Origin of the sequence: Stenotrophomonas forensis (assembly GCF_028752115.1) — a bacterium.
Lineage (GTDB): Bacteria > Pseudomonadota > Gammaproteobacteria > Xanthomonadales > Xanthomonadaceae > Stenotrophomonas > Stenotrophomonas forensis.
This window is the reverse complement of sequence record NZ_CP082270.1, coordinates 2544425-2570593: the sequence shown is the minus strand read 5'-3', so window position 1 is coordinate 2570593 and position 26169 is coordinate 2544425. Positions and strand designations below refer to the sequence as shown.

General features: G+C 67.0%; 24 protein-coding genes. 11 read left to right on the top strand and 13 right to left on the bottom strand.

The window, feature by feature from the left end; translation table 11 throughout:
• Position 1: 1 nt before the first annotated feature.
• Both K5L94_RS12070 and K5L94_RS12065 read right to left on the bottom strand, forming a co-directional pair.
• Complete coding sequence (locus K5L94_RS12070; RefSeq protein ID WP_274510532.1) at positions 2–619, bottom strand: hypothetical protein; 618 nt, start codon at positions 617–619, stop codon at positions 2–4.
• Complete coding sequence (locus K5L94_RS12065) at positions 616–1146, bottom strand: hypothetical protein (RefSeq protein WP_274510531.1); 531 nt, start codon at positions 1144–1146, stop codon at positions 616–618. Before K5L94_RS12065 ends, K5L94_RS12070 begins: the two co-directional genes overlap by 4 nt.
• A 395-nt stretch (positions 1147–1541) precedes the next feature.
• Between K5L94_RS12065 and K5L94_RS12060 the strand changes: the two genes are divergently transcribed.
• From K5L94_RS12060 to K5L94_RS12045, 4 genes are all read left to right on the top strand, one after another.
• Positions 1542–2897, top strand: a complete 1356-nt coding sequence (locus K5L94_RS12060; RefSeq protein WP_274510530.1) for a sigma-54 interaction domain-containing protein — start codon at positions 1542–1544, stop codon at positions 2895–2897.
• 68 nt (positions 2898–2965) lie between these two features.
• On the top strand, positions 2966–3427 hold the full coding sequence (locus K5L94_RS12055) for a helix-turn-helix domain-containing protein (RefSeq protein WP_274510529.1): 462 nt from the start codon (positions 2966–2968) through the stop codon (positions 3425–3427).
• 10 nt (positions 3428–3437) lie between these two features.
• Positions 3438–3863 (top strand): VOC family protein, encoded by a 426-nt coding sequence (locus K5L94_RS12050; RefSeq protein ID WP_040007679.1) that lies wholly within the window; start codon positions 3438–3440, stop codon positions 3861–3863.
• Positions 3860–4090, top strand: a complete 231-nt coding sequence (locus K5L94_RS12045; protein ID WP_053449815.1) for a hypothetical protein — start codon at positions 3860–3862, stop codon at positions 4088–4090. Before K5L94_RS12050 ends, K5L94_RS12045 begins: the two co-directional genes overlap by 4 nt.
• Positions 4091–4097: 7 nt before the next feature.
• On the opposite strand, the gene K5L94_RS12040 is transcribed toward K5L94_RS12045, so the two are convergent.
• Together K5L94_RS12040 and K5L94_RS12035 are read right to left on the bottom strand one after the other, a co-directional pair.
• Complete coding sequence (locus K5L94_RS12040; protein WP_274510528.1) at positions 4098–4793, bottom strand: HAD family hydrolase; 696 nt, start codon at positions 4791–4793, stop codon at positions 4098–4100.
• Positions 4794–4899: 106 nt separating this feature from the next.
• Positions 4900–5640 carry a DNA/RNA non-specific endonuclease gene (locus K5L94_RS12035; RefSeq protein ID WP_133934724.1) on the bottom strand — a complete coding sequence of 247 codons (741 nt, stop codon included), beginning with the start codon at positions 5638–5640 and terminating at the stop codon, positions 4900–4902.
• Between the two features lie 493 nt (positions 5641–6133).
• Here K5L94_RS12035 and K5L94_RS12030 point away from each other — a divergent pair, with 493 nt between their 5' ends.
• The 3 genes from K5L94_RS12030 to K5L94_RS12020 are packed head-to-tail and all read left to right on the top strand — an operon-like array spanning position 6134 to position 9580.
• Positions 6134–7708 (top strand): S15 peptidase family protein, encoded by a 1575-nt coding sequence (locus K5L94_RS12030; RefSeq protein WP_274510527.1) that lies wholly within the window; start codon positions 6134–6136, stop codon positions 7706–7708.
• Positions 7709–7733: 25 nt separating this feature from the next.
• A complete protein-coding gene (locus K5L94_RS12025; RefSeq protein WP_274510526.1) occupies positions 7734–9215 on the top strand; it encodes a hypothetical protein in 1482 nt (493 codons plus the stop codon).
• A gap of 11 nt (positions 9216–9226) precedes the next feature.
• Complete coding sequence (locus K5L94_RS12020) at positions 9227–9580, top strand: hypothetical protein (RefSeq protein ID WP_148564971.1); 354 nt, start codon at positions 9227–9229, stop codon at positions 9578–9580.
• Here K5L94_RS12020 and K5L94_RS12015 read toward each other — a convergent pair whose 3' ends face one another.
• A complete protein-coding gene (locus K5L94_RS12015; protein WP_274510525.1) occupies positions 9581–10510 on the bottom strand; it encodes a DUF6708 domain-containing protein in 930 nt (309 codons plus the stop codon). It abuts the gene before it with no gap.
• A gap of 147 nt (positions 10511–10657) precedes the next feature.
• On the opposite strand from K5L94_RS12015, the gene K5L94_RS12010 reads away from it, so the two are divergent.
• Positions 10658–11905 carry a hypothetical protein gene (locus tag K5L94_RS12010; RefSeq protein ID WP_274510524.1) on the top strand — a complete coding sequence of 416 codons (1248 nt, stop codon included), beginning with the start codon at positions 10658–10660 and terminating at the stop codon, positions 11903–11905.
• 45 nt (positions 11906–11950) lie between these two features.
• On the opposite strand, the gene K5L94_RS12005 is transcribed toward K5L94_RS12010, so the two are convergent.
• Positions 11951–13585 carry a fatty acid--CoA ligase gene (locus K5L94_RS12005; protein WP_274510523.1) on the bottom strand — a complete coding sequence of 545 codons (1635 nt, stop codon included), beginning with the start codon at positions 13583–13585 and terminating at the stop codon, positions 11951–11953.
• 129 nt (positions 13586–13714) lie between these two features.
• Between K5L94_RS12005 and K5L94_RS12000 the strand changes: the two genes are divergently transcribed.
• Positions 13715–14389, top strand: coding sequence for a response regulator transcription factor (locus K5L94_RS12000; RefSeq protein WP_040007687.1), 675 nt, complete (start codon positions 13715–13717; stop codon positions 14387–14389).
• A gap of 4 nt (positions 14390–14393) precedes the next feature.
• Here the strand turns inward: K5L94_RS12000 and K5L94_RS11995 are convergent, their stop codons facing one another.
• The 4 genes from K5L94_RS11995 to K5L94_RS11980 are packed head-to-tail and all read right to left on the bottom strand — an operon-like array spanning position 14394 to position 21315.
• The gene (locus K5L94_RS11995; RefSeq protein WP_274510522.1) at positions 14394–17723 is read right to left on the bottom strand and encodes a hybrid sensor histidine kinase/response regulator; all 3330 of its coding nucleotides are present in this window, start codon (positions 17721–17723) and stop codon (positions 14394–14396) included.
• A 36-nt stretch (positions 17724–17759) separates the two neighbouring features.
• Positions 17760–18245, bottom strand: coding sequence for a MaoC family dehydratase (locus K5L94_RS11990; RefSeq protein WP_274510521.1), 486 nt, complete (start codon positions 18243–18245; stop codon positions 17760–17762).
• Positions 18242–19120, bottom strand: a complete 879-nt coding sequence (locus K5L94_RS11985) for an alpha/beta fold hydrolase (protein ID WP_274510520.1) — start codon at positions 19118–19120, stop codon at positions 18242–18244. The genes K5L94_RS11990 and K5L94_RS11985 overlap by 4 nt, the downstream gene beginning before the upstream one ends.
• A 32-nt stretch (positions 19121–19152) precedes the next feature.
• A complete protein-coding gene (locus K5L94_RS11980; protein ID WP_274510519.1) occupies positions 19153–21315 on the bottom strand; it encodes a TonB-dependent receptor in 2163 nt (720 codons plus the stop codon).
• Between the two features lie 221 nt (positions 21316–21536).
• On the opposite strand from K5L94_RS11980, the gene K5L94_RS11975 reads away from it, so the two are divergent.
• Entirely contained in the window at positions 21537–22538 is a 1002-nt protein-coding gene (locus K5L94_RS11975) for an extracellular catalytic domain type 1 short-chain-length polyhydroxyalkanoate depolymerase (RefSeq protein ID WP_274510518.1), read from the top strand.
• Here K5L94_RS11975 and K5L94_RS11970 read toward each other — a convergent pair.
• Together K5L94_RS11970 and K5L94_RS11965 are read right to left on the bottom strand one after the other, a co-directional pair.
• The gene (locus K5L94_RS11970) at positions 22526–23368 is read right to left on the bottom strand and encodes an AraC family transcriptional regulator (RefSeq protein ID WP_274510517.1); all 843 of its coding nucleotides are present in this window, start codon (positions 23366–23368) and stop codon (positions 22526–22528) included. The genes K5L94_RS11975 and K5L94_RS11970 overlap by 13 nt on opposite strands.
• 45 nt (positions 23369–23413) lie before the next feature.
• On the bottom strand, positions 23414–23536 hold the full coding sequence (locus tag K5L94_RS11965; RefSeq protein ID WP_274510516.1) for a hypothetical protein: 123 nt from the start codon (positions 23534–23536) through the stop codon (positions 23414–23416).
• Between the two features lie 120 nt (positions 23537–23656).
• Between K5L94_RS11965 and K5L94_RS11960 the strand changes: the two genes are divergently transcribed.
• Entirely contained in the window at positions 23657–24898 is a 1242-nt protein-coding gene (locus K5L94_RS11960; RefSeq protein WP_274510515.1) for a serine hydrolase domain-containing protein, read from the top strand.
• A gap of 12 nt (positions 24899–24910) precedes the next feature.
• Here K5L94_RS11960 and K5L94_RS11955 read toward each other — a convergent pair whose 3' ends face one another.
• Positions 24911–26158 carry an arsenic transporter gene (locus K5L94_RS11955; RefSeq protein ID WP_274510514.1) on the bottom strand — a complete coding sequence of 416 codons (1248 nt, stop codon included), beginning with the start codon at positions 26156–26158 and terminating at the stop codon, positions 24911–24913.
• Positions 26159–26169: the final 11 nt, after the last annotated feature.

The window sequence follows — 26169 nt, the reverse complement described above, 5'->3', positions numbered from 1 at the left end:
GTCACGGGCGGTCCTGCACGACGAGGCCCAGTACGTTGGCCGTATCGTTGCCGCTGCCCGCGATCTGATTGAGTTGCAGGACCCCGTCGAATCCCCGCAGTGCGGTGCTGGCTACACCGACGCTGCGGGTTCCCGTCGCAGCGCCGCGATCGACGCCGTCCCGCCCCCCTGCCAACGCGGAACCTTCGGCGGCCAGGGCCGTGTCGTCGGTTTCGCGTATGCCCTGTCGGGCCAGCGTCGCGCTGACGACGTTGAGCGTCGTGTTGGCGCTGCCGCTGGCCTGGTTGATCGAAGCAATGCCGCTGGCGCCTGCCAGTGCCTCACCGCCGATGTGCGCGGCGGCATGCAGGGGTGCGGACAGCACCCGGTTGCCGTTCTGCAGCTGTTGTGCGCTGATGGCCACATCGGCGCGTTCAGCGCGGGCGATGCCGCGCAGATTGGCCTGCAGGTTGAAATCGCCTGCCGCCTGGTTCACCGCGATGGCGCCGCTGGCACCTGCCAGTGCGCGGCCCTCGATGCGGGCCAGGTCCAGATAGGCGAGCATGCCGCTGTAGTCGTCGGCCGATGCGGACAGCGGCGCGGCGATCACCGCCAGCAGCGGCCACGCCAGGGCCTTCACTTGCCACCTGCCGGGGCGGTGCCCTGCAGCGGGAACTGGCCCAGCGCGCCGCGCACCGTATCGGTGATGCCACGGGTGCTGTTGCCGACCGCGCCCAGCGGGCCACTCATCGTGCCGCCAAGACTGCTGCCGACCATGCCGTCGCCGTTGCGGCCCAGCGTGCCGCCCAGGGCCTGCTGGGTAACGCGTTCAACGGTGGTGCCGCCCGGCGCGGTCGTGGGAGTGATATGGCCTGCACCCATTCCCGCGTAGTCGGCATCGCTGAGCTCATCCATTCCGGAGGCCGGGTCACCGCTTCCGAGCGCCGCGGCGACCTCACGCTGCGGCTTCGGATCGGCAATCAACGCGATGCCCGGTGGCGCCATGCGGTAGGCCGGCCGGGCCGCGACATCGCGCAACAGGACTATTTCGCCCGGTTGTGCCTTCACCCCCTGGCGGGCGCCGGACGCGCCTGCACCCGTGGCGACGGCCAGCAGGGCAAGGGCCAGCGATGCAGCCAGGCCACGAATCAGGGTGGTGCCGTCCATGCCGATCTCCCGCGATGGGTGCGGCGGAACCACGCATCAACCGTGCCAACTGCCAAAGGCTGGTGCAGCAGCCGATGCCGGCGGTGCGGCGGGGTGGGGTGCTGCCGGGGCGTTACAGCGGCGTCGGGAAATTGTTGGGATTGCGCAACCCGCAGGCGCCACAGGGCAAGGGGGCGGCTGACTGTCGCATTGTTGTTACAGGTGCCGTCGCGGACTGCAACGGTGCCGCTTCAGCCGGTGATTTCTTGACGCGCTGCTCATTGCGCCGCCGTTTAGCGCGGCGCTAGGATCCGCCCAACAAAGGCCGCCGAGGTGGCCGTGGAAGTCCCGGCGGAGGGCGGCACGCCGGCGATCGACTGACAGCCCGCCGACGGTGTCCGGATGCTGGGGGAAGCATGGCGGCGGTCCCGGAAGCTTCAAGCTCGCGCTGTGTGCTGTGGTTTGGCCAGCCGCTGCCGAACGAGCGCAGTGCGCTCGCGGCCGCCGGTTGGTATGTGCGCAGCATTCAACCTGACCCTGCCATGGCGATCGGGCTGCGTGGCCGTGATCGATTGTTGGCTGTGCTCGATCTTCGCCACCTGGACGCAACGGCGTTGCAGCTGCTCGCGCCATGGATCGAACAGCACCGGCATCTGCCCTGGCTGGCTGTGCTGCCGCCAGGCGCAGGTGCCACACCGTCGGCATGGTTGCCCGTGCTGCAGCACTGTCCTGCACGGTTCACCCTGCCATTCGGCCTGCAGGACCTGGTCTGCGCGATGCGCAGCCAGTTCGATGCGGATGATCTGCCCACCGACGAGGCCTGCGCAGGGCAGGGGCCGCGCGCATTGATCGGCGAAAGCCCGGCGCTGCATGCGGTGCGCACGGTGCTGCACAAGTTCGCACCGGTGGAGCTGCCGGTGCTGGTCACCGGCGAAACCGGCACCGGCAAGGAGCTGGCCGCGCATGCGCTGCATGCGCTGTCCGGGCGTGCCGGCAAGCCTTTCATCGCAGTGAACTGCGGTGCGATTCCGGCCAACCTGGTGCAGTCGGAACTGTTTGGGCACGAGCGCGGTTCCTTTACCGGCGCCGACAAGCGCCAGATCGGCGTGTTCGAATCCGCGCAGGGCGGCACCGTGTTCCTGGATGAGGTGGGCGATCTGCCCGCCGAGGCCCAGACCAGCCTGCTGCGGGTATTGCAGGAGGGGACGTTCGAGCGTGTCGGCAGCAGCCAGTCGCTGCGTGCCGATGTCCGCGTGCTGGCCGCGACCCACGTGGAACTGGAACAGGCCGTGGCGCAGGGACGGTTCCGAAGCGATCTCTATTACCGGCTCAACGTGCTGCGCCTGCTGATGCCACCGCTGCGCGAGCGCGGCGCCGACGTGCTGCTGCTGGCCGAGCACTTCCTGCGTTGCTTCCGGCGGCGCCACACGGTGCGCGCACGTGGCTTCTCGCCCACAGCAAGCCAGGCGATGCGACGCTTTGGCTGGCCTGGCAATGTGCGTGAACTGCTCAACCGCGTGCAGCGGGCGGCGATCATGGCCGAGGGCGAGCTGATCAGCGAGCGTGACCTTGAACTGGGGGAACCGGCCGAGGCGCTGCCCAGCGCGATGCTGCATGATGCGCGTGGTCAGGCCGAACGCGATGTACTGCTGCAGACGCTGCGCCACACCGGCTACAACGTGTCCGAGTGCGCGCGGCAGATGCAGATCTCGCGGGTGACGGTGTACCGGCTGTGCCGCAAGCACCGCCTGGAGCTGCCGGCACAGCGCTGAGCCGGGTTGACGCCGCCGCCCGTACCACCCAGTCTGCGGCCAACGACCGCCGCCCTTGCCCTGCGCGAATGAACCAGAGCCCCGAACTGCTGCGCCGCCTGCTGCGTGCCAAGGACCGGATGGACCGGGCCAGCCATGAAGACTGGCCGGTTGCCCGCCTGGCCGAGGTCAGCGCGGTTTCGCCCGCCCACTTCGCGCGCTCGTTCAAGCAGGCCTTCGGCCTTCCTCCGCACCGTTACCTGCTCAGCCGACGCATCGAACGGGCGGTGGGGCTGCTGCGCGACACCGAGCTGGCGATCACCGAGATCGCGGCGCAGACGGGCTGGACCAGCCTGGGGACCTTCGGCCGGATCTTCCGCGACATCACCGGCGACAGCCCGGGCAATGTGCGTGACCGCGAGCGCGCTGGGCACGCCGCGGCGGAGAGCGTACCCGAGTGCCATGCCCGTGCGGCGCAGCGGCCAGACCTCAACATGGCAGTTTTGGAGAAGCGCCGCCGCCAGGCCGTTGCTAACGTGGACCGCACCTGAGGGAGGTCCCATGACGAATACCGTGAATACGGTCGGCCTGTATGTACGCGACCAGGATGAAGCACTCGAATTCTACGTCGGCACGCTCGGTTTCGAGGTGCACACCGACGTGCGCAATGGCAGCTACCGCTGGTTGACGGTACGCAGCCCCGGCCAGGATGGTTTCCAGCTTGGCCTGTTCGTTCCCGGCCCGCCGACCCATGACGCGGCGACGGCGCAGGCGCTGCAGCAGCTGGTGGCCAAGGGGGCGATGCCGCCGCTGGTGCTGGCGGTGGACGACTGCCAGGCACGCTATGCGCAATGGCAGGCAAAGGGCGTGGAGTTCATCCAGGCACCGGTCGAGCGCTTCGGCGCCATCGACGCCGGATTCCGTGATCCGTCCGGGAACGGCTGGAAGATGATTGAAGCCCGCTCCGAAGCGAGGCGTCGTCAATGAGTCGCGGTGGTTGGGCGCGGCCGGTGCACCGCTGGACCTCGATCGTGTTCACCCTGGCGGTGATCGCCAACTTCGTGGCGCGCGCGATGGGGCAGGGTGAACCTGCGGCGTGGATCACCTACTCGCCGCTGCCCCCGTTGTTCCTGCAGCTGTTCACCGGCCTGTACCTGTTTGCGCTGCATTACGCAGTAAGGCGCCGCAGCGCCGCGCTGGGCGCTGCGGGCTGAGCGTGGATCAGGCGACCGCGTCGATCGCGTAGCCGGCAAGCAGGGCCGGCAGGTCTTCCATGCGCTGGAAGATGACCTGGGCGCCGGCCGCGCGCAGCGCCTCCGGCGTGCTGTGGTGCGGGCCACCTTCGCTGAAGCCGAACACGGTGGCGCCCGCTGCCACACCCGCGGTGGCACCGGTCACGGTGTCTTCAATCACCGCGCAACGCTTCGGGTCCACGCCCAGTGCAGCGGCGGCCGCCAGGTAGACATCCGGGTGCGGCTTGGTGTTGGGCATGTCCTGGCCGCTGTAGACGTGGTCACCGAAGGCATCGAGGATGCCGACCTTGCCCAGCTGCAGCTGCACCTTGTGCAGGTCCGCACCGGAGGCACAGGCGATCCGGCCGCCGGTAGCAGCCGCGATCGCGCGCACCGCCTCCGGCGCACCCTGGATGGCCTGCAGGTCACGCTCCAGCGCGATGTTGCGCTGCAGGCGGAATTCCTCCAGCCATTCCTCGGTGAACGGCTTGCCGGTGCGTTCCTCGATCAGGCCGGCCAGATGGGCCACCGACTGGCCGAGGAAGACTTCACCCGCCTGTGCCGGGGTCAGCGGCCAGCCACGCTCGGTCAGCATTTCGGAGAGTACGCGGGCCACCAGGGGCTCGGAATCGACCAGCACGCCGTCACAGTCGAACAGCACGGCATCGAAGGGAAAACGGGACATCTACAGCTCCAGGGGCAGGCGGTTGGGCGCGGGTATCCGCCATTTTCCCATAGCGGCGAGGACGAGGCACCCGACGATCACAGGGTGCCTCGACGCGGCGGGCCGATCAGCTCAGGTCGCAGCCCGCCGGCTGCGGCCAGGTGGTGGCCGGCAGCATGTTCTTCAGCGAGGCCGGCGCATTGATGGCCACGTAGCTGGCACCCAGCAGCTCTTCCAGGTCGGCGATGGTGACCAGGTAGCTGTCCAGGCTGCCGAGGTTGGCTTCATTGGGGATGATCCAGCTGATCGCCTTGGCGGTGCCGGTGTTCGGGTCGCGGGTGATGATCGTCTTCCAGAAGAATTCCGGCGTCGGGATGCCGTGGCTGGACAGGAAGTAGTCGTTGGACGCATCGCCGTAGACCACGCCGCCGTAGACGTCCACCGGCGCGATGTCGCGGTAGCACTCGGCCACGTTCTCGGCCTTCACCCAGATGCCCTGGTTGAAGCTGGACACCTGCGGCACGATGTTGGTCATGTAGTTGGCGCGGCGGATGTAGGTCGCGTTGTAGTCCATGTGGTTGGAGGTCACCAGGTGGCCGCGGTCATAGCCGGACCGGATGCTGGCATACGAGGCGGTGCTGGTCTGGCCGAGGCAGCCGGCCGGCAGGTCCGGGTCCTTGTAGAAGCTGGACGGACGCGCGGCGGAGCCGGTGTCGGCGGTGAGCGTGTACTCGTAGCGGGTGGCGCTGTGGATGCTGCAGTCGTAGGTCAGCACGAAGCCGCCCTTGTTGAGGGTGACGACCTGGGCCTGGGCGGCGCCGGCGAAGGCGCTGAGGACGAACGCGAAGAAGAAGCTTGCAAGACGCATTGCGGTGCTCCAGCAGAAGATTCAGGGCGCAGCCGTCCGCCACGACCAGGCCGTTGCCAGGTCGGGGAATCGGTTGCGGAGAGGGGTGCTGCGGACTGCGGTGGAACGTGACCGCGACGACAGGGCCACAGAGGCCGTGCGGTGTCGTAAGCGTCACAAGCGGTCGTCTTTCGGTCAATGACGAAACGACGGAGCTGTGACAGCGCGCAAGCACTGGAGATGTGTCAGATGGAGCCGGGCATGACTGAAACGCAGGCGTGCTAGGGCGTCGCGATGCCTGCCATCACGGTGTGTTGGGCACACAGCGCCCGTGCAGCAAGGCGGAAGTGAAGTGGCCTTATGAAGTCGATCCGTCCTTGGGGCCCATCGCTATCGGCATCGATCCGCGCGGCAAGTAATGCAGCAAACGTCATGCTGCGTCGCAAGGTGCCAGCCACCATTCGCACTGGTACGGTCCGAGCCGTTGCACCACCACCGACGGGGAGAGACGACGATGCGCAAGGCTCTGCTGCTGTTGCTCCTGCTGACCGGGTTGGCCCCCAGCGCTTGGGCGGCCACGGTCAAGACCACCCACCGGACCATTCCCAGCTGGGATGGAACGCCTCTCGGGGCCTTCGTCATCGAACCGCAGGATGCGGGCAGCGGCCGGTACCCGCTGCTGGTGATGCCCAGCAGCTGGGCCGTGCCCAGCGTCGAGTACGTGGGCGTGGCGCAGGCGCTGGCACGGCGTGGCTATGTGGTCATCAGCTACAGCTCGCGTGGCTTCTGGGAGTCCGGCGGCAGCATCGACATCGCCGGGCCGGCCACGGTCGAGGATGTCAGTGCGCTGATTGACTGGGCGCTGGACAACACCCGCGCCGATCCGGCCCGCATCGGTGTTTCGGGCATCTCCTACGGCGCCGGTACCAGCCTGCTGGCGGCGGCACGGGATCCGCGCATCAAGGCGGTGGCCGCGCTCAGCGGCTGGGCCGATCTGCAGGCCTCGCTGTACAGCAACGACACCCCCAGCGCGCAGGGGATTGCCCTGCTGGTGGCGGCCGGATTGGCGACCGGGCGCCCCGGCACGGAGCTGGCCACCATCAACCGCAATGTGCTGGTCGGCAATTACCAGGGCGCAGTGGACTCGCTGCTGCCGGTGGCGGCCCAGCGCAGTCCTGCGGCCAGCATCGACGAGATCAACGCCCACCAGCCGGCGGTGTTCCTGGCCAATGCGTTCAACGACAGCCTGTTCCCACCGGGCCAGCTGGTGGACTTCTTCAACCGGCTGAAGGGGCCCAAGCAGCTGCAGCTGCGCCACGGCGACCATGCGCTGAACGAAGCGTTCGGGGCACTGGGCATTCCCAACGAGGTCTACGACCAGGTGGGCGACTGGTTCGATCACTACCTGAAGGCGGTGGCCAATGGCATCGACCGCCAACCGGCAGTGCAGCTGAAGTCACAGAAGGGCAGCTGGAGCCGCTATCCGGACTGGAAGGCGACCAGCGACGGTGCCGTCAGCTACGGGCTGACCGCACCCTCGGGCCTGCTGCTGCCGACCGGTGGCCTGGCCGAGAAGGGCGGCACGACCGGCTGGAACTACCGCATCGGCAGCGGGCTGCTGACCGCGGCCAACTCCGGCGTGGCGATGGCCTCCGGCGCGCTGCAGATGATCAACCTGCCGCCGGGTGCCTACGTGCCGTTTGTCGGGCGTAGTGCTGCAGGGGTCTGGCAGGGGCCGGTGCAGTGGAGCGCGCGGCGCCTGGATGGTGCGCCGGAAGTGCGCCTGACCGTCACCCCCAGCCGTGCCAACACCACGCTGTATGCCTACCTGTACGCCGAGGATGTGCTGGGCAATGGCCAGCTGATCAGCCACAAGCCGTACACGCTGCGTGGCGCCACGCCAGGGCAACCGAAGACGCTCAACCTGCGCCTGGAGGCGAGCAGCTGGAACCTGCCTGCAGGCAGCCGCCTGACCCTGGTGGTCGACACGGTGGACCTGCGCTACGCCGGCATCAGCCAGCTGGGGGGAACGGTGACCTTCAGCTCGCCGGCCCACGCTCCCTCGGTATTGAAGGTGCCGTTGCATTGAGACTGGCCAGGAGAGGAATGGACCCATGACCATCGCGCGGCTGCTGCTTGCCGCGGTACTTGTTGCGCCAGGCGCGGCAGGCGCAGCGACGGATTGGCGGGGCACGCTGTTGACGGACCTGGAGGCTGCCGACGCGGCGATGCGCGGCAGTCATCCTGGCACGGTGGACCGGCAGAACCCGGGATTCGTCCTCCAGTTGCGGGATGCGCTGGCCCTTGCGCGGTCACGCGCGGACACGGTCGACAGCTTCGCCGGCTACTGGTGGGCCATGAAGGGTTACGCGGCCTCGTTCAATGATGGCCATGTCAGCCTCAACGCGCGTGCTGCTGCGCCGGAGCTGCCGACGCGGTGGCCGGGCTTCCTGACCGGCTTCGACGGCGACGTGCAGGTGGTCATGAGCGTGGACGATGGCCCGGGCCATCCGCCATTGGGTGCACAACTGTTGTCCTGTGACGGCGTCGATGCGGCGACGCTGGCCGCGCGTCGGGTGGGCGACTTCAGTGGGCGCTGGAACCTGCAGGCCAGCCGCATCCAGGGTGGTGGCGAAGTATTGCTGGAGCAGGGCAACCCCTTTCTGCTCGCGCCGCGCAGCTGCGTATTCCGCACCGATGGGCGTGAGACGGCGTATGCGCTGCAATGGACGCCGCTCGATCCAGCGCAGCGTACGCAGCGGCTGGCCGATACCCGTCGCAGTTTCCGGCCGGCCAACGGTTGGCACGCCCTGCCCGGGGGCGGCTACTGGATCACCACCAGCAGCTTCAATGCCGATCCGGCGGCGCAGAATTTCAAGGAACTGACAGCGTTGCTTGAGGCGCTTGGGCGGGTGCCCGAACCGCTGCAACAGGCGCCGCTGGTGGTGCTGGATGTGCGCGGAAACACCGGTGGCGCGTCGCAGTGGAGCATCGAGCTGGCGCGATTGATATGGGGGCGTGCTGCCGTGGATGCGCTGCCGGACCACAGCTGGGTGGAATGGCGGGCGTCGGATGCCAACATCGCGCAGCTGCGCGGCTTCCTGCAGAAGCTGGAACAGGCGCCCGATGCGTCGCCGGAGCTGCTGCGCATGCTGGAAACCGTGACAGCGGGAATGGCGTGGGCGCGAGGGCGGGGGGAAGCCTTGTGGCGTGAGCCGTCGGAGGCCAAGGCGAGTGCGGCGCCGGCGCCCGTCGTACCCGTGCGCGCGGGCAGGGTGGTGATCGTGGCCGATGCCGCCTGTGGTTCCGCCTGCCTGGATGCGCTGGACCTGTGGAAGCGCCTGGGTGCGGTGCAGGTGGGTGTCGAGACCTCGGCCGACAGCCTGTACATGGATGTCAGGCCCGACATGCTGCCCAGCGGGCTGGCCCGGATCTCGGTACCGATGAAGGTGTTCCGTGGGCGGGTGCGCGGTTCGAACGAGCCTCACGCACCGGATCGCCGTTATGGTGGCGACATGCGGTATACGCCGGCGCTGGAAGCGTGGGTACTTTCGCTGCAACAGAACAGCGGGCCCGGTCCAGTGGGCCCACCATAGGAGACCACCGCTTGAACACTCCAAGCCCTGATCCTGCAACCACGCCCTCCCAGGGCAGGGCGCTGCGTCGCTGGATGCTGACACTCGCCGCGTTGTTCGGCGTGGCCCTGCTGATCTACCTGGGCAGCGCCATCCTGCCACTGGCCAGGCCCGGTGGGATATATGGCGGAATGGGGGTGATGATGATGCTGCCGATCCTGCTGGCGTGCGCGGCATTGGCGGCACTGCTGGGCAGCTCGGTGGTTGCGGCGATTGCATGGTGGGCCGGGGTGCGCCGGATCGGGTTCGTTCTGGTGATGCTGCTTGCTGCGTGCCTCAGCGCAGTCAGCTTCATTGCGGGCTTTGACTCGCCACTGGCGAGGTGATCAGCGCAGGTCCGGCGGATTCATTGATGCGTCGCGCACATGGGCATCGCCGGGCCCAGGCTGCAATCGCGCTTCGATGTCCGGCGGGAACATGGGAATCCTGCTGGTCCGCATCACCGCCCAGCGCATCATCGCGTGCAGGTGGTTGAACGGCAGCATGGTCAACCACATCACCGCAGGCATCTGCGCGTCAGCGGCGAAGATGCGTTCCTTGCAGAATGCAAGGCTCTCGCGCTTGCCGTCCACCGGCATGCAGTACTGCACCGCATCCAGCACCGCCGCCGGCCCTTCCTCCATGTAGCGCCGCAGGAATTCCCAGTGCGCATGCGCATTCTTGATGCGGGAGGTGGCGATGCAGAAGGCGAATGCTTCCCTGACCGTCGCGCCGTCCGCGTCCAGGATCAGGCCGCGGACATCCCAGTTGCGCCAGCCGAAGGTTCCGGTTCCGCGGCCCAAGGTGAAATAGATCTGGTCCCATCCCGCGCTGAGGATCGTCCCGTCCAACCGGAACACATGAACCTGGCGATGCTTGCGGTCGAACACGATGGGGTAGTAGGTCCAGCGGAACAGTTCGCGGCACGCTACCCACGCACTTGCTGCAGTGAACACCGCAAGCATCGCGATGCTGATGAACACGGCTGCCCAGAGGCCATTCTCGTTGGGCAGCTTCTCCACGACCAGCAGCCACAGCAGCATCGACATGCCGCCAACTCCGAACGCCACGCCTATCGCACCCAGCAGGGCGACAAAGCCTCGGGGGCCGTACCACCGATCCACTGAGACCAGGCAGTTCGAGTTCATCTTCACGACGCAGAGCTGGGCCAGCAGAGGCACGTCGAGACGCGTCTTCTGCCGCAGCCGATGCTCTCGATCGAACGCGGCGAGGGGACGGTTGCTCGGAAACCTCGAGGTGAAGCCGGTGAAGTCCATGGTCGCTCCTTGCTGCGTGGATTCTAACCAGTTCATCAGCGCGGCCGGAAAGCGAAGCGCAGTCCTCTTCCAGCGGCTTGCGTTGAAGGGCGTATCCCGGGAGACTCAGTGCGTTGGCGTTCCCGAATCGATAACAAGGATGCTGTCATGGCGCTTCAGCAGGAACTTCGCGACCTGATCAACCTGTCTCATGCGTTGGCCTGGAAGGGCGCGGGAGACTCGCCCAGCGCATCCAACATTCCCGACGAACCCGGGCTGGTTTCGGCGTTTCTCGATGAATCCATACAGAATCAGCTCGAAGCCAGCCTTCAGGGCGCGCTCGGCAGCAGCGCAAGCGTACAGGTCAACAGCATTTTTACCCACAAGACCCCATTGGTGACGCCTGAAGGCCGCAGTGCGGTGGAGATCGGCGATCTGCTGCTGGTGCGGCAGCACTTCGTTACGACAACCGACTCCGTCGAGGGGCGGGCGCTGCTCCTGCAGGCCAAGAGGAACAAGCATCCGGACAGCGGCGACATCTCGGAAGGCAAGCCGCAGATCCAGTATCTCCTGTACAAGGACTGGCCGCGTTTTCACGGTGACGGTCGCCTCGGCCACTGTCCGGACCCGACGCCGACGGGGGGCGTGGAGCAACCCTGGGACTTCAGTCTTTCCAATCCACTGGGCAGGTTTGGCCAGTATGTGGCCATCTTTGATGGCCAGGCCCACCCGCATCCGGCGGTATTACCGCTTGCTGCGCCCACGGCGGCTTTTGATGCATCACGTTATCCGCCTGATGGCGGGAAGGGGACGCCGAGGACAACATGGGCATGCGGACAGGTCCAGCCGACCCCACCGGTCACGAACATTGCCTGCAACGAGGACTTTGCCGAGGTACTGGAGCATTTCTTCCTTGGCACCGTGGGTGAACACTTCACGCCCGGCACGGTGAGTGGCGACGACCATTGGTCGCGCTTTGTAACCACCATGCTGGGGGCGGCCACGCAATCCAGCTACACATTCCTGTCCTCCCGTACGAACGTGCTGAAACCCACTTCGCGCGGTGCGAAGATAAGTACGCTTCTGGGTATCCAGCCCCTGCTCAAACTGGCGATCATGAAGGAGATTGATCGCCACTTTCGCAGTGCGGCGTTCACTGCATCGTTTGACTACGACCACGAGCCGCACTTCTTCCACCGGGCGATTGAGCGTTCGGCATTCGTCAATCATCTCGCCCAGATCCAGCAGAGGCTGCGCCGGGAGCTCGATATCGAGTATGGCGGGTGGTTGCCGCCGGACGATATGCCCGGGCCGGACAAGAGTGGGGGAGGTCATGTTCCGATCCTCTCGATCGCCAGCAGTGGACCGAAACCGCTTCTGCCTGAGCCAAGAGAGCCCCGCTTCCGGGGCGAATAGCATCGGTGCCAGTGCGCTGGCGGGGCACACTCTGGCCCCGCCCGGTCAGGGTCGCCCCGGATCATGCATCCCGCGCAGCTTTTTTTTGTTGATCTTGCCCACGCTGGTACGCTCGATGGACTGCACGAAGCTGACGCGTTCCGGAATCGCATAGCGCGAGATGTCGCCCGAGCGGCTGCGCGCGGCGACGAGGTCAATGATCTCCGCTTCCGTGACGTCGCTGCCGACCTTCCTGACCACCAGCGGCAGCGGCCGCTCGCCCCATTTGGTGTCTGCGATCCCGATCACGGCCACTTCGCTGACCGCGGGGTGCAGAGCGATGATGTCCTCCAGGGCAAGCGAGGAGATCCACTCGCCGCCGGTCTTGATCACATCCTTGATGCGGTCGGTCACGCGCAGGTAGCCACCTCCGTCGATGTTGCCGATATCCCCGGTATGCAGGTAGCCGCCCGCCCACAGCGCCTCGGACGCTGCCGGGTCGTGCAGGTAGCCTTCGGTCAGCCAGGGCGCGCGTACCACCACCTCGCCGGTGGCGATGCCGTCGTGGGCTACGTCGTTCATGTCCGGGTCGACGATGCGCAGCTCGACCAGCGGCACCGGTATGCCGGCCTTGGTGCGCAGCGAGAGAACCTCATCCGCATCGGTCACGGCCTCGGCGTCGATCTGGGCGACGGTCAGCAGCGGACAGGTCTCCGACATGCCATAGCCCCCGAAGATGTCGATGCCGCGTGCCAGTGCCCGTTGTGCCAGTGCACGCGGCAGGGCCGCCCCACCGATGATGACCTTCCAGTGGGCCAGATCGGTGTCCGCCGCAGCGGGATGCTCCAGCAGCATGTGCAGGATGGTCGGTACGCAGTGCGAGAAGGTCACCTTCTCGCGCGCGATCAGTGCCAGCAGGTTGGCAGGCAGGTAGCGCCCCGGGTACACCTGCTTGATGCCCAGCAGTGTGGCCACATAGGGCAGGCCCCAGGCATGCACATGGAACATGGGAGTCATCGGCATGTAGACATCACCGCGATGCAGGCGCCCCTGGGTGGCTGCACTGCCCAGCGCGGCCATGCCGGTCAGCGAATGCAGGACCAGTTGCCGGTGGCTGAAATGGACGCCCTTGGGCAGGCCGGTGGTGCCGGTGGTGTAGAACATCGTGGCACGGGTGTTCTCATCGAAGTCCGGGAACTGCGTGACTGCAGGGGCGGCGCGCAGGCCAGCCTCGTACTCGGTCACGAAACCCTCTGGCAAGGGACCGACGGCATCCTCCAGCAGGATGCGCGTGCGCAGATCCGGCAGCTGCTCGTCAATGCCGTCCAGTATCGGCAGGAACTCGCGATGGGCGAGGAGTACCCGCGCGCCGCTGTGGTTGAGCGTGTAGGCAATCTGTTCGGGGGCCAGGCGCACGTTCACCATCATCAGCACCGCGCCGATCATCGGCACGGCGAAGTAGGCCTCCAGGTAACGGTTGCTGTCCCAGTCCATCACTGCCACGGTATCGCCGTGCCTGACCCCGAGCGAGGTCAACAGCCCGGCCAGCTGGCCGATGCGTGCCTGCAGCGTCCGGTAGTCGAAGCGGACCGAATCGCCATAGACGATCTCCTGGCCTGGGTTCACCGCCAGTGGCGTGTGCAGCAGCTGCTTGATCAGCAGCGGACAGGTGGAGGCGCCGGCAGCAGGGGGGAATGACATGGGGTGTCCTCGTGGACGACGTATCGGTGGCCGCCCTTCAATCCGCCACACTAGCCGCGCGCCGACGCGGCGCCAGCGTACCTAGGTACGCCTGCCCAAGGGGGGACGATTTGCTACTCTCGCCTGCACATGCCAACCCTGCTCATCGCCGACGATCACCCCTTGTTCCGCGCGGCCCTGCATCGCGCGGCCGAAGAGGCCGTGGCCGACCTGCAGATCAGTGAAGCCGATTCACTGGGGGGCGTGCTCGACGTGCTTGAGCGCCAGCCGATCGACCTGATGCTGCTGGACCTGCACATGCCGGGCAACCACGGCCTGGCCGGACTGGCCACGCTGCGCGCGTTGCAGCCGGGGCTGGCGATCATCATCGTTTCGGCCAATGAAGAGCCGCAGGTAATCCGCCGTGCCATCGACCTCGGCGCCGCCGGCTATCTGCCCAAGAGTTCAGGCCTGAACGAACTGCAGTCTGCGCTGCAGTCCGTGCTGGAAGGAGAACGCTGGATACCTTCACTGCTGCGCGAACCGGTGGCCCGGGTAGCGGCGTTCAGCAAGGATGCCGACCTGGCCGCGCGCCTGGCCAGCCTGTCGGCGCATCAGTACCGGGTACTGAGCCTAGTGGCCGAAGGCCTGCTCAACAAGCAGATTGCCGACCGGCTCGGGGTACAGCTGCGCACCGTCAAGGCGCACATGACACGGATCATGGAGCGGCTGGGAGTCCGCAATCGGGCGCAGGCGATCCGCGTTCTGCATGAAATGGGGCTGGCCGATCCCTCCCGGCAGATTGAAGACGCAGCAGAGCGCTGACCGCTCAGGGCGCTGTCGCTGCGGCAGAGGCCAGCAGGTGGTTGATCGCCCAGCGCAGCGCCAGTGGCTTGAAGGGCTTGCTCAGCAATGACAGCCCCGCGCCGCGCACCGCCTCACGGGTCTCGGCGCCGGTGTCGGCACTGAGGATCACCGTGGGCCGTGGCCCGTGCGCTGCAGCCAGGCGCGTGAACAGTGCCACGCCGGTATCGCCGTCATCGAGGTGGTAGTCGAACAGCCACAGTGCCGCATCGTGCGCCGACGCATCGATGCCTTCGGCGCCGTGCAGGGCGATGACATCGCAGCCCCAGGACAGCAGCAGCTGCTGCATGGCCGCCAGGGCGTCGGCATCGTTGTCGACCACCAGGACGCGGGTGCCCCTGAGGGTGCTGCCGGCGTTGGCAGGCGGTTCGATCCGCGGTGCCACCGGTGCTGCACTGCGCGCCACGCTGACCGAGAACACCGAACCGCGATTGACCACGCTGCGCAACTGCAACGGTGCGTGCAGCAGGGCCGCGATGCGGTGCGCGATGGTCAGCCCCAACCCCAGGCCCTGGCCATTGCTGCGGTCCACCCGATGGAATTCCTCGAACACCACCGCCTGCTGCTCGGCTGCGATGCCGGGCCCGGTGTCGTGCACACCGATGGACAGGCATTGGCCTTGGCGACGTACGCCCAGCAGGACGCCGCCTTGCCGGGTGTAGCGGATGGCATTGGCCAGGAAGTTCTGCAGCACGCGGCGCAGCAGCAGCGGATCGCTATGCACCCAGGCGTGGGTGCGCAGGTAGCGGAACTGCAGGCCGCGCGCCGCCGCCAGTACCGCAAATTCCTGCGCCAGCGGGTCCAGTACGGTTGAAAGTGCGAACGGGCGCGGATCGGCCACCAGACCGCCGGCTTCCAGCCGGGAGATGTCCAGCAGGCCGGACAGCAGGTCATCGGTGGAATCCAGCGCACCGCGGATCTGGTGCAGGAAACTGTCAAGGAACCCGGATTCGATGTGCTGCGACATGGCATCGGTCAGCAGCTGTGCGGCGTGCAGGGGTTGCATCAGATCGTGGCCGACGGCCGTCAGGAAGCGGGTTTTGGCCGCGTTCGCGCGCTCGGCGTCCTGTACCGCCTGCTGCAGCCGGGCGGTACGGTCCTGCACGCGGCGCTCCAGTGTTTCGTTGCTGCGCCTAAGTGCATCCTCGGCGCGACGGAACGCGGTGACATCGGTGAAGGTGGCTACGTAGCCGCCACCGGGCATCGGGTTGCCGCGGATCTCGACGATGGTGTTGTCCGGAAAGACCCGCTCGGAGAGGTGCGGGGTGCCGCGTTGCATGTGCGCGACGCGACGCTGCAGTGCCTGCTGCGGAGAGTCAGCGGGGCCCTCACCGATCTTCAGCTGCGCCAATGCCCAGGCGGTGAGGTTGATCACCGGCTGCCCGACCTGCAGCAGTTCCGGCGGAAACCGGAACAGCGCAGCGTAACGGCTGTTCCAGGCCACCAGCTGCAGCTGCGCGTCGACCACGCTGATGCCCTGGCTCATGTTTTCCAGCGCCGCTTCCAGCAGGCGCTGGTTGAAGCGCAGTACCTGGGTCGCTTCGCCGACGGCACGGGTCACCGCTTCCAGTGGCGCGGCGCCGCCGTCGCGTGCGGCCTCGACCAGCAGGCGTGCCATGCCGGCGCCGACCACAGCGGTCAGCTCACGTTCGACCGCAGTGACCCGGTCGTCATCCAGCAGCTGCCCCGCATCTCCTGCCATCAACTGGCGCGCACGCTCCTGGCCGAGGAAGCGGCCGGCGGTCTTCCGCAGCGAGGCCGCTGCCACCGCGTCGCGCCGCCGTGGCAGCGAAGGGCGCACGGCCCGCGATACCAGGGCGACGGTGAGCAGGTTGACCGCCAGGCTCGCGCCCATGCTGATGGCGATGTGGCCGGGCTGCATCCGCAGCGAGACCACCGTCAGCCATCGCAGCCCCTCCGGGCTGGCGGCCGGTGCAGGGAGCACCATCGGCAGCAGTACCAGCCACAACCAGGCCAGTGAACCCAGCACGATGCCGGCGACGATGGCCGGCGAGGGCGTGCGTGGGCGGTACACCGCCAGCAGCACCGCCGGCGCCAGCTGCGAGAGCGCGGTGAAGGACATCAGGCCGAAATCGCTGAGCGCCTCGGTATCGCTCATCGCGCGGCTGTACAGCCACGACATCAGGAACACGGCGAGGATGCCGGCACGGCGGAACGCCAGCACGCGCGGACGCAGGTCGGCATGCGCCACGCCGCCCTCGAAGCCACTGATCAGGCGCGAACCGAAGCCGTGGTTGCCGAGCATGATCGACAGGGTCAGCCCGGACAGGATCATCATGCCGGTTGCCGCGCTCAGGCTGCCCAGGTAGGCCAGCAGTGCCAGCAGATGGTGGCCACCGGCCTGCGGCAAGGCCAGCACGTACAGGTCGGGCGTCACCGACGCCGGCAGCTGCGCGGCTCCGGACAGTGCCATCGGCACCGAGGGCAGGCCGATCAGCAGCAGATAGACCGGAAACATCCAGCGCGCCGTTTTCAGGTCCGAGCTCTGGCGCAGTTCCACCACCCCGACATGGAACTGGTGGGGCAGGGTGAAGGCAGAGATCGCGCCCAACGCGACCATGGTGAGGTAGTCCGGGACGATGGCCGGTGGCGGCAGCTGCGCCATCCTGTCCAGCAGCGGCATGCCGGACCGGTGCACCGACAATGCCGCATACAGGCCAATGGCCAGCAGCGCGGCCAGCTTCAACAGTGATTCCAGGCCCAGTGCAACCACGATGCCACGGTTCGGTTCGGTGGCCGACGCCTTGCGCGCGCCGAACAGCAGGGTGAAGGCCGCCATCGTCAACGCGAACCAGAACGACATGTCCAGGTGCGCGCCGGCCGGTGCGAAGCGATCGCCAAGCAATGCCCCCAGTCCCTGGCTGACGGCTTTCAGCTGCAGCGCGATGTAGGGAATGATGCCGAACAGAGCAACCAGGGTGATGGTGAAGCCGAGGCCGCGATCTGCGCGCAGCCGGGCCACCACCAGGTCGGCGATGGTGGCACTGTTGTGCTGCTTGGCCAGGCGCCCCAGCCGCATCAGGAAGGGCAGGCCGAAGGCGAAGATCAGCGCCATCCCGGCCAGGGTCGGTGGAATCGGAAAGCCCCATTGCAGGCCCTGCGAAGCGGCGCCGTAGTAGGTCCATGCGGTGCAGTGCACCGCCAGCGACAGCGCATAGATGGCCGGCCACGCGCGCGCCAGCCGGTGCCCCTGGCGCTCGCCCCAGAGGGCCACGCCAAACAGCAGTACGGTCCACGCAATACAGGCGAACAGGACGACAGTAGGCGTCAACATCGCTCCAGTGTAGGCAGGGAGCCGGGCAGGCGGGTGCTACGGGGCAAGCACGATCAATGACAGCTGCTCAGCAACCAGTGCCAGCTCGCCATCGTCAACGCGTTCGACGGCCTTGCGCTGGGTGAGCAGCCACTGACCCGGCTGGCGTGCATCCAGCGACACCAGCTGCGAGCGCACGCGTACGTCGGTGCCGCTGGATACCGGCGCCAGGAAGCGGACCTTGTTCAGGCCGTAATTGAGGACATGGGCAATACCGGGAAATCCGGCCAGGGCCGCCACGTCGTCCTGCACGGTGAGCGAGAGCAGCAGGAAGCCGTGTGCAATGGTGCATCCACCGGGCAACTGCGCCTGTGCGCGCCGCGGATCGACGTGGATCCAGTTGTGGTCGCCGGTGGCGTCGGCGAAGGCGTCGATCGTTGCCTGCGTGATGCGCATGCCGGCGCCCACGCGTTCCTCCGCGGCCCACCGCTGCAGGGCCTGCAGCGCACTGGGCAGCGCGTCCGCCACAGGGCCGCTGCTCACCGCACACGCTCCAGCAGGGCCAGGATCGCATCGCGTGCTTCAGGCTCGGACAACATCGGCGCATGACCGACGTCGGGCACTTCGACCAGGCGGGCACGCTCCGATGTCGCCGCCATCTGCCGGGCAACATCGGCCGGCAGGATATCGGACAACGCACCGCGCACCACCAGCACCGGCACCCGCGCGGTCAGCCCGCGCACCGCGCGCCACAGCACGGGGCGCAGCAGCCACAACAGCCAGGGGCGGGTGGTGCGGATCACCGCCGGGTCGTAGTCCAGTTCCAGCAGCCCATCGCTGCGCGGGCGGAAGGTACGCACCGCCATCGCCCGCCAGTCATCGGTGCTGAAGCGCGGGAAGGCGGCCTTGCCGATCGACGCCACATAGGCCGTGGCCTGCTCCAGATCCATCGGCGGCACCGGCTTGCCGGCGTACTTGCCGATCCGCGCCAGCGCTTCGCGCGGCACTTTCGGGCCGGCGTCGTTCAGCACCGCGGCGGAAATCAGCTGCGGTGCGCGCGAGGCGAGGGTGATGGTAACCAGCACGCCCAGCGAGGTACCGACGAACACCGCCTTGTCGATGTTCTGCGCGCGCAGCAGCGCCACCATGTCATCTGCATAGGTGCGCGGGTTGTAGCTGGACGGATCATGCGCACGTTCTGATCCGGCGCGGCCACGCAGGTCGACGGCGATCACGCGCCAGCCCACGGCAGTGAGCATGCCGGCAAGCGCATCGAAATCGGCGCCATTGCGGGTCAGGCCGGGGATGCAGACCACCGTGCCGCGGGCCGCCTGCCCGGTATCCGGTGCATGGTCACGCGCGTGCAGGCGCAGGCCATCGTCGCTGTTCCAGTACAGATCTACGTAAGACTGCGTCATGCAGGGGCTTCCTGGAAATCGTATCGGATGCTCTAGAAATCGTAACGGACGCTGAGGCTATATTGGCGTGGCGGGCCATAGAAGCCAATCAGCGTGCCGACTGCCGGGATGTTGTAGCCGGTGGTGCGGTACTCCTTGTCGGTCAGGTTGGTGCCCTGCAGCGAGAAGGTCCAGGCATCATCCAGCCGCCAGATCAAACCGGCATTGACCAGCCCGTAGCCGTCCTGGCGGATCACCGGGCTCAGATCGGTGGTCGGCCACACTTCGCTCTGGTAGCTGTAGCTCACCCGTGCCGACAGGTTGCTGCCGTTGGCCAGCTCGGTGCGGTATTCCACGTTCAACGCACCGGAGAATTCCGGCGCATTGGTGAACTTCATCTGCTGGGCCACGTTGATGCCGCGGTCCATGTACTCGTCGTACTTCGTGTCCAGCCAGGCCAGGTTGCCGGAAATCAGCCAGTGCTGGGTGGGCAGGTACTGGTACTCGACCTCCAAGCCCTTGACAGTACCGGCACCGGCATTGGTGAAGTCGCCGAAGAAGGAATCATCGATGCCATCGCCATTGGTATCCAGGCCGGTGAACACCGACAGCTGGATGTCCTTGTACTTGTTGTAGAAGGCCGACAGGTTCAAGAACAGGCGCTGGTCGAGGAAGGCCATCTTGCTGCCGACCTCGTAGCTGTCCACGGTCTCGTCGTCGAACGGCTCGGCCGAGCGCGGCACCGCCACCGCGTTGGCGCGGATGTTGTAGCCACCGGACTTGAAGCCGCGCGTGGCCAGGCCGTACACCATGATGTCCGGGGTGATCTGGTAGTCCAGTGAGACCTTGGGCGAGACGTTCGTGAAGTTGGTCTTCTTGTCGAAATCCGCGGTCACCGCCACCGGCCGGCTGAAGCCCGGGTCGGCATAGAGCCGGTTGAGCACGATCGCGCGCTTGTCCTCGTCGGTGTAGCGGGCGCCCACATCCAGCTTGAGCCTGCTGGTCAGGTCGAAGGTCCAGTCCGCATACAGCGCAATGCTGTCGGTCAGCACCTTGCCCTGGTTGTCGGCGAACTGCGCGCTGAAGTAGTTGTTCTGGATCTGGCCACCGGCCTCGCCGCTGAACTGGTACAGGCCGACCACGCCGCGCACGCGGCCGCCCGCATCGTAGTTCAGCTGCACTTCGTTGCTGACCTGGTTGTCGTTGTAGGTGCCGCTGACGTCGGCCAGCTTGACCGGCGTGGTATCGAAGTCGATGTTGGCCTCGCTGTCCGATTCGCGCTTGGCCACCACGTACTTCACGGCGATGTCCTCGTTCGGCCGCCAGTTCACCGTGGCCGAAGCGCCCTTGGTCTCCACGTTGTTGAGGTTGCGCATTCCCGAGCGGATGTCGTAGCGGCTGTCCATCGGCGGGTAGGGGCGCAGGAACGGGTTCGGCGCCAGCATCTTCGAGCCACGCATGCCGGACTGGTCGTCGATCCAGTCCAGTGCGAACTGCACGTCGAAGTCGTCGCCCGCATAGGCGCCGAGATTCAGGCGTGCCGCGTTGACCTGCTTGTCGCTGACCGGTTGGCCATTGACGGTGTTTTCGCCAAAGCCATCGTGATTCATGCTGGCAACTGCCACGCGCGCGCGCAGGCCGCTGTCGGCGCCGCCGATCGGGCCGCCGATGGCCGCCTTGGCATCGAGCTGGCTGTAGTTGCCCACGGTGATCTGGGCGAAGCCCTCGGTCTGGGTGGGCAGGCCGCGCGAGATGTACTTGATCGCGCCGCCGATGGTGTTCTTGCCGTACAGCGTGCCCTGCGGGCCGCGCAGCACCTCGATGCGCGAGACATCGAATACGTCCAGCAGGGCGCCCTGCGGGCGCGCGATGTAGACGTCATCCAGATAGATGCCCACGCCCGGGTCGGCGCCCCAGGTCGGGTCGGACTGGCCGATGCCGCGGATATAGGCGGTGACCGTGCTGCTGGCGCCGCGCGCGGCGTAGATGGTGAGGTTGGGCACCTGCGCATCCAGGTCGCTGATGTCCTGGACATTCATCCTGTCCAGCGCTTCGGAAGTAAAGGCGGTGACCGCCACCGGCACTTCCTGCAGGGTTTCCTCGCGCTTGCGGGCGGTGACCTTGATGCTGTCCAGGTTGGTCGGCGAGGCGGACCGGCCGGCCGGCGGCGCTTCCTGTGCCAGTACCGGCCCTGCGGCCAGCCATGCGCCGATCATGAGACTCAAACCGTTCCGCTTCATCCACTCCTCCCCCAGGCATGTCCGTATTGATGGCCCCTTGCCATCCCTGCAGCCAAGGCTAGCGGTGTCATCCGCCGCCAGCGAGTGGACCTAGGTCCAGTCGGCAGTGGCCATGGGATGCGGATACTGGGGGCGCCCCCAGCCGGGAACGCTCCCCGGTACGCCTTCATCCACGACCCACGCAGGAGGATCTGGTCATGAACTCCACAATCGATTCGATCAAGCGGGTGCTGCTGATGCTGTGCCTCTGCCTGGCAGCGGGCAGCGCTTCCGCTGCAGGCCCGGCCGGACATTGGGACATCGGCCTGTACGGCAATCTGTTCGGCGCCCGCGAGTACCAGGTCTGGGTACCTGCCGGCTACGACGACGTCCAGCCGCTTCCGCTGCTGCTGGTGCTGCACGGCTGCGTGACCGGGCCGAACCTGATGGGCGAGGCCTCGGGCTTCAACGATGTGGCCGATACCGAGGGCTTCATCGTGGTGTACCCACGACAGAACGTCACCGCCAACCCGGCGCGTTGCTGGAACTGGCAGCTGCCCATCAACCAGGCGCGCGACAGCGGCGAAGCGGCGATCCTGGCCGGCATCGTGGACAAGGTGAAGGCGGGCTACAGCGTTGATCCGCACCGCGTCTACGTCACCGGCATTTCCGCCGGCGGTGCGATGACCTCGATCATGCTGGCCTGCTACTCGGACGTGTTTGCCGCCGGCGCCATCCATTCCGGCGGCATGTTCAAGGGCGCGACCACGATTTCCGGCAGCGCCTATGCACTACTGGCAGGCAGCATCTACTCGCCCGACAGCAACGGCAGGCTGGCCTGGCAGTGTTCCGGATCGCCGTCGCCGCGACCGCTGCCGGTACTGGTGTTCCATGGCAGCGCCGATCTCACCGTCAACCCGGTGAACGGACAGCAGGCCGTGCGCCAGTTCCTGCAGACCAACGATCTGGCCGATGACGGCCAGGACAATGACTCGGTGAAGTATGTGCCGACCAGCACCTATCACGGGCAGGTACCGGGCGGCCGCGCCTATACGGTGGATACCTATGCCTACGGCGGCCGTACGCTGGTCCAGCACTATGTGGTGCAGGGCATGGGGCATGCGTGGAGCGGCAGCCAGTCGGGCCTGCCGTTCACCGACCCCAAGGGGCCGGATGCCACGCTGATCACCTGGTTGTTCCTGAAGGACTACCAGCGCTGAGCCTGGTCTTCAGCGCCGGGCCCGCGCAGTCGGGTGCTCCGCTCCGCCAGGAAGCGCTTGGGCGGGGCACCCACGGTCTTGCGGAACATGGTCACGAATGCGCCCGCGCTGTCGTAGCCCAGCTCATCCGCAATAGCCTGGACGGTCTTGCCGCCGGCCAGCATCGGCAACGCGACCACCACGTGCATCTGCCGGCGCCAGCGCCTGACGCTCAGGCCGGTTTCACCGGAGAACAACCGGGACATGTTGCGCTCGCTCATGCCGATCCGGCCGGCCCAGACGTCCAGCGTTGCCCGCTCGGCGGGCGCGGCCAACATCGCACTGGCCAACCGGCGCAGCCTCGGCTCGGACGGCATCGGCAGGTGGATCCACTCCGGTGGCGCGGCAATGAGTTCGTCCAGGAGCACCGCCATCAGCCGCGCTTGTGCGCTGCCGTGCTCGTACTGTTGGGGGTGATCTGCCACGCGTTCGAGCAGGGCGTGCATGAACGGGGTGATCGCCATCGTGCAGCACTGCGTGGGCAAACCCGGTACCGCTCCGGGTTCAACGAACACGACGAATCCATGCGGCCTTCCACTGCTGCTGGCCCGATGGGTCAGCCCGCCCGGAATCCACACCGCCCCCTGCGGTGGGACCACCCATAGGCCGGCATGGGTTTCCAGCGTGATCAACCCACGCGTAGCGACCATGACCTGTGCCTTCCGGTGTTCATGGAAAGGCATTTCCCAGGCATCGGGAATGGGTTCCAGTCCAAGCACCATCACCGGCACGTCGATCCGATCGGGGTAGTCCGGACCGACCTCGTCCTGCCCTGCAAGCGAAATCGTCACTTCGTTACCCGCCCGGTGCGCGTCGGGCCGGCCCTGTAGTGGCGTTCAGGCCTCGTCACGTGCCTGCTCCGGTTCGCGCCTGTGCCAGACGCAGATGAAACCCATCAGGACGTGGACGATGGGCGGGTCAGCACAGGGGGCGGCGACGGCCGCGGTGGTATCGTTCATGTGGGCATCCTCTGTCGTCGAGGATGGGAAGCGTATTCGGCGGCCGGAGCGGGGTCATTCGACAGTTCCGCCAGGTAATTCATCAATCCGGCCAAAGCCGTGCAGGCGCCCGGCGGGTGCATGCGTGCGCGCCAATCCGCTATGTTGGGCGCTCTTTCCGCACCCTTGAAGCGCCAACAACGCATGGAAGCTCCATTGAAGACGATCCGGTACAGGCCCTTGCTGCCGGTCTTGCTGATGTCCAGCGTGCTCCTGCTGGCCGGGTGCGGGGGCCAGAAGCCCGCGGCGGATCTTCAGGCGGATATCGATGAAGTGGCGCAGACCCTGGTCGAGCGGCCCTTGCTGCACTCGGCCTCCATCGCGGTGGTACACAGGGGCAGGAGTTTCATCGGACATCGCGGCCAGATGGTGGCCGGCAGCCCAGGCGCACCGACCGATGCAACGATCTACGAGATCGGCTCGCTGAGCAAGACGCTGGCAGGCACGCTGATGGCCGACGCGGTGCTGGAGGGCAAGCTCAGCCTGGATGACGACGTCCGCACGTTCCTGCAGGGCAACTACCCGAACCTGCAATACCAGGGGGAGCCCATCCGGGTCCGCCACCTGCTGTCGCACACCAGTGGGCTGCCGAACATGCTGCCCGAGCGCGCAAACACGGTGCTGGAAGACTTCACCGATCACCGCACGCCCGCCGAGCTCAATGCGCTGTACGCGCACTACGGAAAGCCGGATTTCCTCAGGGATCTGCACGCCGTACGGATCCCGCGCGCGCCCGGCAAGGAGTACGCATACTCCAGCGCCGGGACCGAACTGACCGCGCACATCCTGGAGGTGATCCACCAGCGTGACTACCAGTCACTGCTGCGTGGCTTCTTCAGCGACGCCGCCGCGATGACCGGCCTCAGGATCAGGCTGGACGATGCCGATGCTTCGCGGCTGGCGGTCGGCTACCACAGTGACAATCCGGTACCGACCACGCCGATGCCGCCGTTGCCGTGGGGTGCTTCCGGCGGTGTGAAGGCAACTGTCCCCGAGATGGTGAAGTACCTTCAGTTCCAGCTGGCCAATGGGCCAGTGGTAAAGGAATCACATCGCGCTCTGGCCCGGTTCGACGATGAGTTCAGCGTCGGCTACTTCTGGAACATCGTCGCTGGCGATCGCCAGAAGGGCGTCTACTACGCCCACCATGGCGGCGTCCCCCGATCGCAATGCTACATCTACATCATGCCGAAGCATGACCTGGGTATCTTCGTCATCACCAACCAGAGCGGCGACCAGACCGCGCGTGCCATGGAAGCGGCGATCGATACGCTTGTCGGAAAAGTGGTCGCACGCGAAGCGTTACCGCCTCGGGCAGGGTGAGGCAGCGCACGGCTACAGCAGCAGCAAGGCGCCGATCAGCGCGGGCGGCATCACCAGCGCACCAACGCGCAGGAAGTCGAGCGCGCTGACATGCTCGCCTTCGCGGCGCAGCGCCACCAGCCACAGCATCGTGGCCAACGAGCCGGTCACCGACAGGTTGGGGCCCAGGTCCACGCCCACCAGCAGCGCGGCCCGGGTCTGTGCCGGCAGATCGGCCATCTGGCCCAGCGAGCCGGCTGCCAACCCCACTGGAAGATTGTTGGCCACGTTGCTCAGCAGCGCGGCGGCGCCCCCGGCCAGCCAGCTGGCCTGCCCGGGCGACGCCTGTGCCAGGGCCTGCAATGCGCTGGCCGTGCTCTGGATGGCGCCGGTCTGTGCGACAGCCTCCACCAGCACGAACAGGCCAGCCACCAGCGGCAGTACGCCCCACGACACGTGGCGCAGCATCGGCAGCGGGCTGCGGCGCTGCCGGATCGCCACCACGGCGACGCTGAGCCCGCCGGCACAGAACGTGGCCAGGCCCAGCGGGCCGTTGAGCGCCGAGGTCACCAGCAGCACGCTGCCGGTGAACAGGACGCCCAGCGCGCTGAGTCGGCCGCCGTCGGTCAGCGGCCGATGCTCTGGTGCCGCCACCAGCGGTTGGGCGATCTCGTGCCGGTGGACCCAGCGCAGCACCAGGTAGGTGGCGCCGATCGCAGCCAGCGAAGGCAGTGCGAACTGCGCCAGCCACTGCAGCAGCGGCGGCATGTGCTGGCCGTACACCACCAGATTGGCCGGATTGGAAATGGGCAGCACGAAGCTGGCCGCATTGGCGATGAACGCGCAGACGAACAGGTAGGGCAGCGGGTTGGCACGCGCCGCCCTGCAGGCGGCGTACACCGCAGGCGTCAGCACCACGGCCGTGGCATCGTTGGAGAGAAACACGGTTACCAGCGTGCCGACCAGGAACACCAGGTCGAACAGGCGCCGCCCCGAGCCGCCGGCATGACGAACGGCATAGAGCGCCAGCCAGTCGAACAGGCCTTCGCGACGGGCAAGCTCGGCCAGCACCATCATCCCGACCAGGAACAGATAGACATCACGGCCCTCGGCCACCGCACCCCAGGTCATGTCCAGCGATACCGCACCCAGCAGCGGCAGCAATGCGGCAGCCCCCAGCGCCCACACGTATTCCGGAATGCGGAACGGACGGAACAGCAGGCCGACCGTGGCCACAGCCACAGCCGCCCAGATCAACAAAGGTGAGTAGGAAGCGGGCATCGGGCGGGGGA